This is a genomic window from Companilactobacillus zhachilii, assembly GCF_003606365.2.
GTDB classification, from domain to species: domain Bacteria; phylum Bacillota; class Bacilli; order Lactobacillales; family Lactobacillaceae; genus Companilactobacillus; species Companilactobacillus zhachilii.
Genome location: NZ_CP031933.2, coordinates 2,545,303 through 2,559,699, shown reverse-complemented (window position 1 = coordinate 2,559,699; position 14,397 = coordinate 2,545,303). Strand labels below are relative to the sequence as shown.

The 14,397-nt window shown below is 34.5% G+C and carries 14 protein-coding genes and 1 pseudogene; 14 read left to right on the top strand and 1 reads right to left on the bottom strand.

The features are described 5' to 3' along the window. Window positions 1-7: 7 nt before the first annotated feature. From D1B17_RS11775 to murQ, 6 genes and pseudogenes are all read left to right on the top strand, one after another. Window positions 8-1,447: a glycoside hydrolase family 1 protein gene (locus D1B17_RS11775; RefSeq protein ID WP_120141498.1), complete on the top strand. Its 1,440-nt coding sequence runs from the start codon at window positions 8-10 to the stop codon at window positions 1,445-1,447. Window positions 1,448-1,452: 5 nt separating this feature from the next. Further along, complete coding sequence (locus tag D1B17_RS11770) at window positions 1,453-1,755, top strand: PTS sugar transporter subunit IIB (RefSeq protein ID WP_120141500.1); 303 nt, start codon at window positions 1,453-1,455, stop codon at window positions 1,753-1,755. A 42-nt stretch (window positions 1,756-1,797) separates the two neighbouring features. Continuing rightward, a complete protein-coding gene (locus D1B17_RS11765; protein WP_120141503.1) occupies window positions 1,798-3,102 on the top strand; it encodes a PTS sugar transporter subunit IIC in 1,305 nt (434 codons plus the stop codon). Next, window positions 3,089-3,382, top strand: a complete 294-nt coding sequence (locus D1B17_RS11760) for a hypothetical protein (RefSeq protein ID WP_137432132.1) — start codon at window positions 3,089-3,091, stop codon at window positions 3,380-3,382. The genes D1B17_RS11765 and D1B17_RS11760 overlap by 14 nt, the downstream gene beginning before the upstream one ends. 20 nt (window positions 3,383-3,402) lie before the next feature. After that, window positions 3,403-3,723 (top strand): PTS lactose/cellobiose transporter subunit IIA, encoded by a 321-nt coding sequence (locus D1B17_RS11755; RefSeq protein ID WP_120141508.1) that lies wholly within the window; start codon window positions 3,403-3,405, stop codon window positions 3,721-3,723. A 93-nt stretch (window positions 3,724-3,816) separates the two neighbouring features. Continuing rightward, a pseudogene (gene murQ / locus D1B17_RS11750) lies at window positions 3,817-4,706 on the top strand (N-acetylmuramic acid 6-phosphate etherase). A 212-nt stretch (window positions 4,707-4,918) separates the two neighbouring features. On the opposite strand, the gene D1B17_RS11745 reads toward murQ, so the two are convergent. Further along, a complete protein-coding gene (locus D1B17_RS11745; protein ID WP_120141510.1) occupies window positions 4,919-5,671 on the bottom strand; it encodes a DeoR/GlpR family DNA-binding transcription regulator in 753 nt (250 codons plus the stop codon). 608 nt (window positions 5,672-6,279) lie between these two features. Here D1B17_RS11745 and D1B17_RS11740 point away from each other — a divergent pair. The 8 genes from D1B17_RS11740 (at window position 6,280) to D1B17_RS11705 (ending at window position 14,362) form a co-directional block, all read left to right on the top strand. After that, window positions 6,280-7,776 carry an FGGY-family carbohydrate kinase gene (locus tag D1B17_RS11740; protein ID WP_120141513.1) on the top strand — a complete coding sequence of 499 codons (1,497 nt, stop codon included), beginning with the start codon at window positions 6,280-6,282 and terminating at the stop codon, window positions 7,774-7,776. Window positions 7,777-7,789: 13 nt separating this feature from the next. Continuing rightward, window positions 7,790-8,656, top strand: a complete 867-nt coding sequence (locus D1B17_RS11735; protein ID WP_120141516.1) for a class II fructose-bisphosphate aldolase — start codon at window positions 7,790-7,792, stop codon at window positions 8,654-8,656. Window positions 8,657-8,677: 21 nt separating this feature from the next. After that, window positions 8,678-10,033 (top strand): PTS ascorbate transporter subunit IIC, encoded by a 1,356-nt coding sequence (locus D1B17_RS11730; RefSeq protein ID WP_120144153.1) that lies wholly within the window; start codon window positions 8,678-8,680, stop codon window positions 10,031-10,033. A 514-nt stretch (window positions 10,034-10,547) separates the two neighbouring features. Beyond that, a complete protein-coding gene (locus tag D1B17_RS11725) occupies window positions 10,548-11,381 on the top strand; it encodes an ABC transporter ATP-binding protein (protein ID WP_120141518.1) in 834 nt (277 codons plus the stop codon). A gap of 2 nt (window positions 11,382-11,383) precedes the next feature. Beyond that, the gene (locus tag D1B17_RS11720) at window positions 11,384-12,256 is read left to right on the top strand and encodes an ABC transporter permease (RefSeq protein ID WP_120141521.1); all 873 of its coding nucleotides are present in this window, start codon (window positions 11,384-11,386) and stop codon (window positions 12,254-12,256) included. A gap of 18 nt (window positions 12,257-12,274) precedes the next feature. Continuing rightward, the gene (locus tag D1B17_RS11715; RefSeq protein ID WP_120141523.1) at window positions 12,275-12,727 is read left to right on the top strand and encodes a LytTR family DNA-binding domain-containing protein; all 453 of its coding nucleotides are present in this window, start codon (window positions 12,275-12,277) and stop codon (window positions 12,725-12,727) included. Between the two features lie 10 nt (window positions 12,728-12,737). Then, entirely contained in the window at window positions 12,738-13,136 is a 399-nt protein-coding gene (locus tag D1B17_RS11710) for a DUF3021 domain-containing protein (RefSeq protein WP_120141525.1), read from the top strand. 530 nt (window positions 13,137-13,666) lie between these two features. Continuing rightward, window positions 13,667-14,362, top strand: a complete 696-nt coding sequence (locus tag D1B17_RS11705) for a GntR family transcriptional regulator (protein ID WP_120141527.1) — start codon at window positions 13,667-13,669, stop codon at window positions 14,360-14,362. Window positions 14,363-14,397 lie beyond the last annotated feature (35 nt).

Below are 14,397 nucleotides of genomic sequence, written 5' to 3'. Positions count from 1 at the left end.
TTACATAATGGATAGAATACTTTGGGGCGGTGCAACGTCTGCTAGTCAGTATGAAGGTGGATTTACCGATGGTAAAGGTATGGATACACAGGATTGCAGACCATATTTACCGCGAACTAGTGATGCAACAACAGCTACTAGACTGCTAACAAAGAAGTTGATTGAAGAAGCTAAGGATCCAAGTTCAGATAAATTTTATCCCTTTAGAAAAGGAACCAAAGGATATGAATATGGTCTCCAAGATGTGGATCTGTTTAAGGAACTGGGCTTAGATCTTTATAGATTATCTATTAGTTGGTCACGGTTATATCCAACAGGTGAAGAAGAAATACCTAATGAAAAAGGTGTGGAATATTATGACAAAATCATAAAAAAGCTGCATGAGAATGGAATTAAGATTTTCTTAACTATTAATCATTACGCTATGCCTTTGGCAATAGTTGAAAAATATCGTGGATGGACAAATAGAAAAACCATTGATTTATACATGAGATTTTCAAAATTTGTTATGGCTAAATGGGGTGACTTAATTGATTTTTGGCTTCCATTCAATGAAATCAATGCAGGATATTTCAGTCCATTTAATGGAGTAAGTTTAGTCAAAAATGAAAATAAGGATTATGCATATAACGATGTCTTTCTATCATTGCATAATCAATTTGTAGCTAATGCTAAGACTGTAAAATTAGGCAGGGAAATGAATTTACCTGGCAAATTTGTAGCTATGGTTAGTTGCTTCTGTTATTATCCATTGACACCTAGTCCCGAAGATAATCTTGAATTAGTTAAGGATGAACAAATAAACCAATGGTATTGCATGGATATTTTGTCAAGAGGTGAGTATCCATATTATGCAAAGCCATTTTTTAAAAAGCATGATGTAACCTTTGAAATAAGTGAGGAGGACAGGAGGCTATTAAAAAATAATACAGTGGATATAGTATCGTTTTCGTATTATTCTTCATCGATTTGTACTGTTCAAGAAAATTCTTCTCAAACTGCCGGAAATTTAGTTGTTACTACTAAGAATCCTTATTTAAAAGCAAGTGAATGGGGATGGCAAATTGATCCAATTGGCTTGAGAAATACTTTGAATAAGGTTTATGACAGATATCAGAAACCGGTTATTGTTGCTGAAAATGGCTTTGGAGCCCATGACAAACTTGATAACGGTGAGATACATGATCAATATCGGATAGATTACTTCAAAGAACATTTTGATCAAATCATTAAAGCCAAAGAAGAAGGTGTTGATGTTAGGGCTTATATGGCTTGGGGAATTATAGATATTGTGTCTGCTGGTAGTTGTGAAATGGATAAACGTTATGGGGTCATTTATGTTGATGCTGATAATGAAGGTCATGGTAGCTATAAGAGATATAAAAAAGATAGTTTTGAATGGTATAAAAACTTTATAAACGAGCAACGTTCAAAAAATAAGGAGTGAGAATTATGAAGAAAGTATTATTTGTATGTTCAGGTGGTATGTCTAGTGCAATTGTTGAACAAGCCTTAGATGATGAAGCCAAAAAGGCAGGCGTGGACGTAACTAGTAGCGCTGTAGGTTCTGGTGAAGCACAAGATGCTATTGAACAAAATGAGTGGGATATTATTCTCGTAGCCCCACAAGTCAAAAATAGGTTTGATACATTCAAAAAATATGCTGATCAAAAAGGTGTAGAAATAAGAAATATTCCACCACGCGATTATAGTCCATTAGGTGGTAAGCATATTTTGGATATGATAAATAAGTAGGAAAAATATATATGTTAATTAGGAAAGATTGGGGAGATAAAGATGAATAAGCTTTTGGATACGCTTGACGCGAAGTTTGCTCAACCAATGTCAAAGATTTCCGAACAAAGACATTTGAGAGCCATTCGTGATGGTGTTGTATCGGCCATTCCGTTGATTATCGTCGGAAGTTTCTTTTTAATTATTGCATTTCCACCCATCCCGAAGGATTGGGGATTTTATATTTGGGCAACAAAGCATGCATTACAGATTTTGATTCCATATAGACTGACCTTTTGGATTATGTCCTTATATATATGTTTCGGTATTGGATATAACTTATCTAAGAGTTATGGAATGGACCCACTGCAAGGAGGTCAACTTTCAGTAGCTGCATTCTTGCTAAGTATTATGCCCGTGACTGCAAAACAAGGGTTAATGTTACCTATGGAAAGTTTGGGATCAGTAGGTATTTTCCCTTGTATGATTTTGTCCATATTTGCAGTTGAAGTTATGCACATGTGTGTAAAGCATAATTGGACATTTAAGATGCCTAAACAGGTTCCAAGTTCAGTAGCACATTCATTTGAAGCAATTATTCCAGCAGCAATTATCATTCTTGTAATGACAATGATTAATGTTGTATTTAAAATTAATTTGGAGCAAGTTATCCAATGGATATTCTCACCATTAGTTAAGGCTGGGGATACTTTACCTGGTGTCATTATTCCAGCATTTTTAGTTGTATTTTTTTGGTTCTTTGGTATTCATGGCGATTCAATTGTTGGTTCAGTGGCAAGACCTATTTGGCTACAATACTTTACTGAAAATGCTGAAAAAGTTGCAAATCACGCAACACCAACACATATCGCTCCAGAAACATTTTTCCAGTGGTTTATTTGGATTGGTGGTTCTGGTGCCACAATCGGTTTAATTATTTGTGCGGTTATGATTGGTAAAGCTAAGTATACAAAATCCATTACTCGTGCATGTTTAGTTCCCGCAATTTTCAATATTAATGAACCTATTATCTTTGGTTTTCCAGTTATGTTGAATCCAATTTTCTTAATTCCGTTTATTTTGGCACCAATGGTTATGGTTCTAGTAACTTGGTTTGCTTTTTCTCTAGGATTTGTGAATATGATGTTCGTACAACCGCCTTGGACGTTACCGGCTCCAATTGGTGCGTATATTGCAACTGGTGGTGATTGGCGAGCAATTGTATTGTGCCTAATAAATATTTTGATTTCCGTAGTTATTTATTATCCATTTGTTCGTATGTATGATCGTGCAGAATTAAAGAAAGAACAAGAAGGATTAGATGAAGACGCTGAATCTTCAACAAGCGAGGAGGTTGCAACAAACTAATATGATGTCCAAAAGAATACAGCCCAAATTTTTAGGATCAGTAGTATTTATCTTGGGATTAGCAATTGTAAATTTATTAATCATCATGTTAAATGATTATTTTCATTCTAAAGGGCTTATGTTCTTTGGAAATGTTATTAGTATAGGATTACTTTTCCCATATACTCTTCTTTATATTGATCAAAAACAAAAATTTAATTGGAAAAAATATCTTAGTTTCTCTGTTCAGACAATGATTGCTGTAGGAATAATAACTTATATGTTTGTCATGAGATTTTAAGTAGAAATTGAGGATTTTAAATGGAAGATTTAGAACAACAAATATTTGAAATTATTACCCATAGTGGCACGGCCAGAAGTACATTTTATGATGCCCTTAAAATTGCAAGAGAAGGTAATATTGAAAAGGCACATTCTCTGATGTCAGAAGGTGATCATGAATTAACTCAGGCACATAATGTTCAAACTAAATTGATTACTGCAGACATGTCTGGTAAAACTAAAATATCTTTATTGTTGATTCATGCTCAAGATCAATTTATGACTACCATGAGTGAACAAACTTTAATAGAACAAATGATAAGTATGCAGGCAGAAATAAATGAATTAAAGAATAAGTAATACTTATTAAGAGATTGGAAGTTTAATTCCAATCTCTTTCAATATAAGCTTCCAATTAATGGTGATAAGATGATCAAACAAGGGATGAGCAAAATGGAAATAAAAAAATTATCAACTGAGGGTCATAATCCAAAAACAGCTGATTTAGATGAAATGACAACGGAACAAATAGTCACAGTTATGAATAATGAAGATAAAAAAGTGGCAAATGCAGTAGAGAGCGAATTGCCGCACATAACCAGTGCTGTTAATGCTATTGCAGAATCTTTTAAATCTGGCGGAAGATTATTCTATGTGGGAGCAGGAACGAGTGGTCGTTTGGGAGTGCTAGATGCTGCAGAATGTATACCAACGTTTGGAAGTGATTCCGAATTAGTTCAAGGAATTATTGCTGGTGGAGATGAAGCAATGACAACTGCGGTAGAAGGTGCTGAAGATGACGTAGATCTAGGAGCACATGATTTAAAGATAAGAAGTTTGACATATAAGGATACAGTAGTTGGCATTGCCGCCAGTGGAAGAACCCCCTATGTGATAGGAGCCTTAAATTATGCTACTGAGGTGGGAGCAAGTACAGTGGCATTGTCATGTAATAATGACGCTGAGATAAGTCACCATGCAACAGTTGCAATTGAGGTGGTCGTTGGTCCAGAAGTGTTATCGGGATCAACAAGATTGAAGTCTGGAACCGCACAAAAGATGGTTTTAAATATGTTATCTACTGCAGCTATGGTTCGAATCGGCAAAACTTATGGTAATTTGATGGTTGATTTAAAGCCAACCAATAAAAAGTTAGTTCAAAGATCTATCGATATTATTACGGAAGTAACGAATGTGAATGATACTAAGGCTTTAGAAACGCTAAAAAAAGCGGACTATTCTGTTAAAGATGCAATTGTAATGATATCTAATGTAGTAACAAAAATGAAGCTGAAAAAGATTTAGAAAAGGCAGATGGATTTGTTCGTCAGGCTATTAATTAAAAAGCACAAAGAAATACTGGATAGTAGTAAAGATAGCGTGAGCACTAAATAACTGACCGTGTTGAAAAGTAATAAAAATAATCCGTATTCTCATTCTTGAGAGTGCGGATTATTTTGGTTCATACTTTATTGTTGATACTGATTCTAAGAAAAACTTCTATAAATAAAGCTAGACCAGTATCCACCTTGTGATAGTTTATAGTACTATTTTATTAGCTTAGTAATGAAATGTTATTTTTATTAGCTTCTAAAGCCAGATCAGTGGGAAGTGGCATGTCTGTGGCAATATAGTCTAAGTCACTCATTTGTGCTCCAAGATACAAATTATGTTTATGTATTTTTGTACTATCGACAAGCAATAAAGATTTATCTGAATTATTCACAAAAGCACGTTTTAGAAATGCCTCATTCTCATTAGCATCCGAGGCACCTTGCTCAATTAAACCTCTACATGAAAAAATAGATAAATCTGCATGATAGTTACTTATATCTTGGATACCTTTTGGGCCACCAATATTTTGTAACGTTTTGTTAATTTCACCACCAATTAGACTTACATGCCAGTTAGGATGATGAAAACATTCTTGGGCTTCTACAATACCATTGGTAACAATGTATAAATTGTCGATTTCCGAAATTTCTCGCATGAATACTAAACAAGTGGAACTTGAGTCAATGAATAGACTCATACCGTTGGTAATAATACTTCCTGCGTACCCAGATAGCTGTTTCTTTTTGTCAAGGTTCACTGTTCTTGAATAATCAGCTGCTAGGTCTTTAGGCTCATTGGTTGTGGAGATACCATTTTTAACTATTCTTATAAGTCCACGAGATTCCATTTCTTGAGCATCTCTTCTCACAGTAGCTACGCTAACAAAAAGCCTTTTTGCCAAAAAAGAGTATTCACAGTATTGCTTTTCTTGAACCAACTCTAAAATTTCATCTTGTCTTTTTTTCGGAATCATAGAGACATCCCTTTTATTGTTATTTATGTACCTTTTAGTTGGAAAATTTAGTACATGAGTACATAAGGAAATATTAACATTATTATGTTGGTTATCAAGTAATGCTAGTTTTATTAGACAGATTGTTGAAAACTTAAAATTTATCGTTTCTTACAGCATGTTACAACTATATATTTTGTATAATCGATTGTTGATTTGGAATGAGCTTGTGACAAAACTATCATTATTTTTAAAGCACGTGGTATAAACATAGGACCTTTTTCCTGACCCATTTCAAGAACTTCTGATTAAATGAATAAGTTAATACAAATAAGTGATTTGTTTATAAAACAAAGGGGCGTAGTTTTTAACAAGTAGTATTGGAATTGATAAAAAGCAGAAAAGTTGAGTATCCATAAAAATCGTTAATTGTGGGTATTTAGACTTTTCTGTTTTTTTGTAAATTTGAAACAAAATTTGCAAAAAGATAGGCAATTATGCAAAAAAATGAAATAATTTCGATAATTGATTGAAGTATTGCAATAAAATTTCATAATTCATATAATGACTCTTGTAAGGCCAAATGAAAACGCTTTAAACATAAATAAAAATTGAATGGAGTGAGTAATGTGGCATTAATGGGACTAGACCTTGGAACAACAGGTGTAAAGAGCACAATTACAGATAACGAGGGAAATGTAATATCTGCTTCTTATCAAGAATATCAAACCGAGACACCTGCTGAAGGTGAATATGAGTTGGATCCAGAAATTGTTTGGAAAAGCGCCAAAAAAGTTATGAAGGATTCCAAGAGCTTTGTAAATGAAGAAATTCTTGCAATGAGTGTTTCATCGTTTGGAGAGGCATTTGTTGCGGTTGATAAAGATGGAAACCCCTTAATGAAGACTTTACTTCAAACTGATAGTAGAGGTAAGGACGAACTAAATGAGTTATTACAAAATATTTCAGCTGATAAAATACGTGAGAAAACAGGATTGAATCCAGCAGTAACGTTTGCAGTGCCTAAAATTATGTGGATTAAGAAACATCGGCCAGATGTATATGAGAAAACACATTTAATTCTACTATATGGGGCTTACATACTTTATAGACTTGGTGGAGTTGCTGCAATAGATTATACGTTGGCTGACCGTTCGTTGGCTTTTAATGTTACAACCAATGATTGGGATGATGACATCTTAACGGCTGCACAAATTGATAAATCAAAGATGCCTAACACATATCGCCTAGGTACAATAGTCGGTAAAATTAAGCCCCAGTTGGCGGATGAGCTTGGAATAAACAATAGTATGAAATTAGTTACAGGTGCACATGATCAAATTTGTGTCTCAATTGGTGCAGGCGCCATTGATGAGGGAGATTGTACTAATGGGATGGGATCAGTTGATAACCTATCACCGATATTCAAGGATACTTCTAAACTTAAGCAAAATGCTGAAAAAAATTATCCAACAATTCCATATATGGATGATACATATACAACTGTTTCATATATTTATGATGGTGGAACAAGTTTGAAATGGTTCCGTGATGCATTTGGTGGAGAGGAAGTTTCAGCAGCTAATCTCTCTGGGGTTTCAGTTTACGATATTTTCAACAAGTACATAGCTAAGAAGCCAACAAACCTTCTTGTACTACCACATTTCAGTGGTGCCGCAGTTCCATACTTTGACGAAGATTCTCGCGGAATGATTATGGGTATTTCAGGTGTGACACGTAAAGGAGACATTTATCGTGCACTGATGGAAGGCGTTGCATACGAACAACGTATCAATATGGAAAATATGGCATATGGAAATATCAAAATAAATAAATTATTGGCGACCGGCGGTGGTTCACGTTCAGATACCTGGTTACAAATTAAAGCTGATATTTTGAATACTGAAGTACACCGTATTCATATGAAGGAATCAGGTACTTTGGGAGTAATTATTATGGCTGGTGTTGCGGTTGGTTTATTTGATTCATTTGAAACAGCAATGAAGAAATTAGTTACAACGGATAAGGTCTTCAAACCAATTCCTGAAAACGTTAAGTTTTATAATGACCAATTTAGAAAATATATTGAATTATACAAATTTGAAAATAAATTACGTAACTTATAAGGAGAAAATTATAATGGTTCTAGTTAATACAAAAGATATGGTACAAAAAGCAAAAAAGGGACACTATGCAGTAGGTTCGTTTAATGTTACTGACATCGAAATGGTTAGAGGAATCGTGAGTGCTGCCGAAAAAGAAAGTTCTCCAGTCATTATCCAGTTTGCTGAATTACATGATAAATATGTACCTTTGGATGTTATTGGACCTGTTATGATTAACATAGCAAAGAAGGCAACAGTTCCTGTTGCAGTGCACTTTGACCATGGGGAAACTTTTGATAATATTGTTCGAGCAATGAAATTAGGGTTTACATCAGTAATGATAGATGCATCTGGAGATGATTTTGAAACAAATCTTAGACGAACAAAAGAAATTGTAAAAATTGCTAAACCGTTGGGTATATCTGTTGAAGCAGAACTTGGTCCAATGAACCGAGAAGGTGGTGGAGACGACGTTGATTATAAAGATTTAAACAAAACGTATACTGATCCACAAGAAGCAAAGGCTTTCATTGATGAGTCTGGTATTGACATGTTAGCGATTGCTTATGGAACAGTTCATGGAGTGTATACTCAAAAGCCACATCTGAGTTTTGAAAGACTTCAAAAAATTTCTAATTTAGTTGATTTTCCATTAGTGGTTCATGGTGCATCTGGTCTTAAAGATGAAGAATATCGTAAATCTGTTGAGAATGGTATTTGTAAAATTAACTATTATTCGGAGATGGTTCATCGTGTGGCTTTAGGTGTTCAAAAGAAGCTTGAAGAAGGAGATTCAAATAAGCAAATGTTTATTTCTGATGTAAGCATCTGGGAAACTGAGATGGTCGAAAAAGAAATCAGTGAAAGATTACGCGTATTTGGTTCAGCAGGTAAGGCATAAAATCTTAGGAGGAAATAGATGATGCAATTTATAGTTGATCTATTAAGCCAACCGTCGATTATTGCCGGGTTGGTAGTAATGGTTGGGCTAATCGCACTCAAAAAGCCGTTTACCGATGTCATAGGTGGTATGTTCAGAGCATTTATCGGATTTGTCGTATTATTGGCAGGTACAAATATCATCGTTGCATCTTTAAACAACTTCAGTAGGCTATTTATGAAAGCGTTCAACATGCACGGTATGATTCCAAGTAACGAAGCTGCCATCGGTGTCACAGTAGCAAAATATGGAACGATTGCAACGTTCATTTTTGTTTTTGGTTTAATTTTGAATATCGTTCTAGCTCGTTTTACAAAGTTTAAATACGTTTTCTTATCAAGTGACCATGCCTTCTATATGGCATGCTGTATTACACCTATCATGGTATTGGGTGGTTTAAATACTCTCGAATCAATTATATTTGGTTCAATGATTCTGGGTGTTATCTTGATTACCTTTCCAGCCATCGCTCATCCCACAATGAAAATTATTACTGGTCGCGATGATATGAGTTTTGCTCACTTTGGTACATTGGAATATTGGTTTGCTGCAAAGATTGGCTCAATGGTAAATAAAGATAAAAAATCAAAGTCTATTGAAGATATTCAATTTCCAAAATCATTAGAATTTTTACAAGACAGTAATGTATCAGTTATGATTGTCATGACGATTTTATTCTTTGTTGTAACAGCAGTCGCAGGTCCGGAATATGTTGAAAAATTAACAGATCTTAATCCATACGTATGGGCACTATTACAGGCTGCGCAATTTGCTGGTGGTATAATTGTTTTAGTTCAAGGTGTTAACATGCTTTTGACAGAAATTACTCCAGCATTCAAAGGATTCAGTGAAAAAATTGTTCCAAATGCCGTACCAGGATATCCGTTTGCTATTTTGTTTAAGGGTACATCAAACGCTTTGTTAGCTGGATTTTTGGTTAGTTTACTTGGTGGTTTGTTATCAATGGGTATACAAATAATCATTGGTACTACAATTGTTATTCCAGGTATTGTGATGCACTTCTTTTGTGGTGGTATTGCAGCAATCTTTGGTAACGCTACTGGTGGTCGCAAAGGTGCTCTAATTGGACCATTTCTTGGTGGTATTATTCTTAGTTTCTTGCCATTGGTCGCAACTGGATTATATGGACCACTTGGCTTCTCAGCTACTTACTGGTCAGACAGTGATTTTAATACAATCGGTGTTCTATTGGGACTAGTTGCTAAAGCAGGTAGACTTCCAATTATTATTGCCGCCGTTGTGATCTTTCTAGTACCATTCATTGCAACAATTGTTTCTAACAAGAAAAAAGTAAGTACGTCATTAACAAATAAATAATGTTTATTTAAGATGAGAATATTATCCTTCCTGCGCTAGGAGTTTTTGCTTAGTTCAGAGAATATTATTCAACTAGAATGAAATGAACTATGTTTTCTTTGCCAAATCGTATTGATGAATGATTTTGGATTTAAAAACATCTCTTAATGAGGTGTTTTTTTTATGCGCAGATAAGCGATGCTCTTTTAAGTGGATGGTCAAGATTTCTATTTCGAGGTCCAAGCAGATGATTGGTCCTTTTTTTATACGCAATTGGATAACTTATCTAGAATGGAAAAAATTCTATCCCGTAGAATTATATGTACGGCACATTTTATTTGGAAGCCGATGACAATAGAAGTATTCTATTGTCATTTAGTTGCCTGCGCTGTGTATTTAAAGATAATATTGAATCCATTTTTAATTGCCAAAATTGACCACTAAACAACCAATATCCACCACTTATTGAAATTTTGAATACAAATAGAGGCTTTTGCCTAAAATAAGGGTCATAAATTAAAAGGAGCTGACCTTTATGAAATTATTACAGACAACAGCCTTAACTAAAAAATTCGGTAATCACACAGCCGTCGATAGAATTTCTTTAACAATTAACCAAGGTAAGATGGTGGCCTTGCTAGGTCCGAATGGAGCCGGTAAATCGACGACGATTAATATGTTGATTGGCGTACTTCAGCCAACGAGCGGTCAAATTATTTTTGGAGAAAATAGCACCAATATTCGGAATTATCGTTCGAAAATTGGTGTCGTTTTTCAAAATAGCGTTTTGGATAGCAAGTTAACGGTTAAAGATAATGTTATGTTGCGCGCCAAGATGTATTCTCAATCAGGCAATGTCCAAGCTCTGGTCGATAAATTTGAGTTAAATAGTATTTGGAAACAAAAATATGCCAGTCTTTCTGGTGGACAAAAGCGTCGTGTAGATATAGCTCGTGCTTTGATCAGTGGTCCCAAACTATTGTTTTTAGATGAACCATCGACAGGTTTGGATATTCAAACGAGAACGAAAATTTGGGAGATTTTGGATCAATTACGTAAAGAAACTGGTTTAACAATTGTTTTTACGACGCATTATTTGGAAGAATCACAAAACGCCGATTATATTTACATCATTGATCAAGGAAAATTGATTGCTGAAGATACGGTAGCGGGCTTACAAAAGAAATATACGAAAAATATTTTGCAACTAACTTACACTACGGGTGAAACGAAAATGATGGAATTAGCTAATAAGGATGAAGCAATCAAAATTTTATCTGAACAAGCTGCAGATATTAATGATTTCGAATATCGCCCCGGCACGATGGATGATGTGTTTATGAATTTAACGGGAAAGGAGATTCGTTAATTATGAAAGGTTTAATTACTCGCAATCTCAAAATTTATTTTTCTGACAAAAGTGGAATTTTCTTCTCCTTAATGGGAGCGATGATTTCGTTTGTTTTATACTTAATTTTTTTAAGTCAAAATATGATTCAAAGTTGGAATAGTGTTCCCGATACTAAATTATTGCTTGATTCTTGGTTGATTGGTGGAACGATGACCGTTACCGCTATTACGACAACTTTGAGCAGTTTAAGTTTGATGGTTCAAGATCGAGAAAGTAATGTTTTGGCGGATCTTAGTTTAACTGATGTTAGTTTTCTAGGAATTCAGTTTTCGTATTTAATTACAGCTATGATTGTTGGTGTCATTATGCAGTTAGTTATGTATTTGATGATGGGAGTCTACTTTATGATAGTAGACAAAAGCAATCTAAGTATTGCAATTTTGCCTCAAGTTGTAGGGATCGCCATTTTAAGTAGTTTTATTTGGACACTTTTTAACTTATTACTGTTATCATTTGTTAAAAAAGTTGATACTTTAGGTAAGGTCGGAACCATTGTTGGAACTGCATCGGGTTTCTTGGCTGGCGTTTATATGCCAATCGGTGTTCTACCAAAAGCTGTTCAAGAAGTTATGAAATATACACCAGCTCTGTATAACACGGCCATGTATCGTGATGTTTTGATGAAATCACAGTTACACCAGTCGTTTAAAAATTTACCCACTGCCATCAGTACTGAATTTAAGGAGACAATGGGTATTAGCGTTAAATTTGGTAGTCAGGTGTTAACGATTCAACAAGATGTTTTGATAATTGCCGGATTTGCTGTAGTAATTAGTCTACTTGCCATTTTGATTTCCAATTTCAGTCGACGGGTAGTTATTAGTAAAGTGTGATTTTAAGGGGACTTAAATATGAAAATAAACTTCAATCAAGATGATAAAATTCCTAAACATGAAATTGATGTCACAATTAAGGCAGCTAATTTTTCTGATGAAGTCCAAGAATTAATGCGAAAATTGGAAGAGTTGAATGCCAAATTTTCAGCAGTGCCTTTGTCAGTAGATGATCGGGTAGTTATGGTTCAAATTGACCAGATTATTGCGATTGAAGTGTTGGACAACGAATTGACGATTTATACACACGAAAGAAATTATCAATTGCGTGGACAATTAAAGAAAATGGCTGAACGAATCAATGACGGTAACTTTGTTCAAATCTCTAAAAATACTGTTATCAATTTAAACCATTTGGATTCATTAGAAGCAGCCTTTTCAGGCAATATGACAGCTTTTTTAACTGATGATTTGAAGTTTAGCGTTAGTCGTAAATATTTAAGTGATTTGAAAAAACAGTTGGGGATGTGAGGTGTGAATTATGGCTAAAGTAATTAAATATTTTGCAATTGGAGTATTATTGGGATCATTTAGTTTCCTGGCTATCTTACTGTTCAGCGGAGGTATGCTGGTGCAACCCCAAGCAGTTTTATCATTATTTTTCTTCAGTGGTCTAATTGGATTAGTGTCGATGATCTTTGAAAAAGAGTGGTTGAATTTCCCATTAAGATTACTGATTCATTTTTGTTTTACGGTGTTGATTGTCGGAGCAATGGCTTATTTTGGAGGGTGGATGAAGCACCTTGAAACAAGTCAGGTTCCGTCATTTATAATTACAGTTGGAATAGTATATGTAATCGTGTGGGTGATGCTATATTTTGCCGATGTAATAAATACGAAAAAAATGAACGCAGCTCTCCGTAAAAGAAAATCAAAGTAAAATAACCTAAGTGGTCTAGTTAAAAATTAAGCAAAAAGACGTGAATTCATTTTAATTATTGATTCACGTCTTTTTGTTTAATTTTTTGTTATTCGCTTACATAAATAACCAATTCTGTTAATATAAGTAATACTATAATATATATAAATAACGTATGGCTTGATTAAATTATTATTTTTAAGTTTTCTAAAAATGACTAGCCTGACTTCAAATTAGTTTGATAAATTTCTATAAAGTCTTATAGAGATAGAGTCAAAATTGTTAAAAATATTTGAATTATCAAGATGTTCTTAAATTAATAAAGAACTAGTCGGAAGAGTCGGACAGTGGTTACTGGCAGTGAAAGTGGTGTTAGGACGACTGGTTTTGTCGTTCTTACAGCACCGGGCGAGTTGAAGACTTGCCGAACTTGCAAGGCTTCAACCGAGGCCCGAGACCTTGGCTCGGGCCGTTCCGCACTGCCAGTGACCACTGTCCGACTCTGGAGACGACATTATACGTTATAACTAAATTAAATGGAGAATTCGCTTATGGTTGTAGAAATTTTGTATCAAAAAGTAGCGGACGATATTAAGAAAAATATCCTATCCGGCGTTTATGAATTAGATAGCCTAATCCCCACTGAAAATGACCTTGAAAAAAAATATTCCGTCAGTAAAATCACGGTTCGAAAAGCCGTTGAACAACTAGTTGCTGAAGGTTATTTGAAGAAGAAAAGTGGAATTGGAACACGAGTTGTCAGCAATCACCTGTTCAATAAACTTTCCAAAGCTAAGTCCTATTCGACAATTGTTCGTGAGAATGATCAATTAACGAAACAGGTGCTTGAAGTTACTAATGTTGCTGCTAAGGATACTCCGATAGCCGCTGAATTTGGAAATCAAAAGATTGTTTATATCAAACGCTTATATTCTTTGGATAATAAGCCGTTTATTATTGTGAACCATTATTTGCCCAATGTTGAAGCACCCAAGGGAATACAGGATTTGAAAAATCAATCTTTGTACAAGTTTCTTAGGGACAGTGGTCAGGAAATTAATAGTTTTAAAGATGAGTTTAGTGCCATCAATTTAAATGACGACGATAAAAAACTCTTAGCTAAAACTGATAACTTAGCTTTGAAGAGAATTCGCCGTGGTTTTGATAATAAAGGCAACTTGATTGAATATACTGAATCTATATACGATAGTGATAAAATGCCATATAAAATTGAATATGAAATCTAGCTGGCTTTTATTTAAGCGTTTACATCATAACGTTA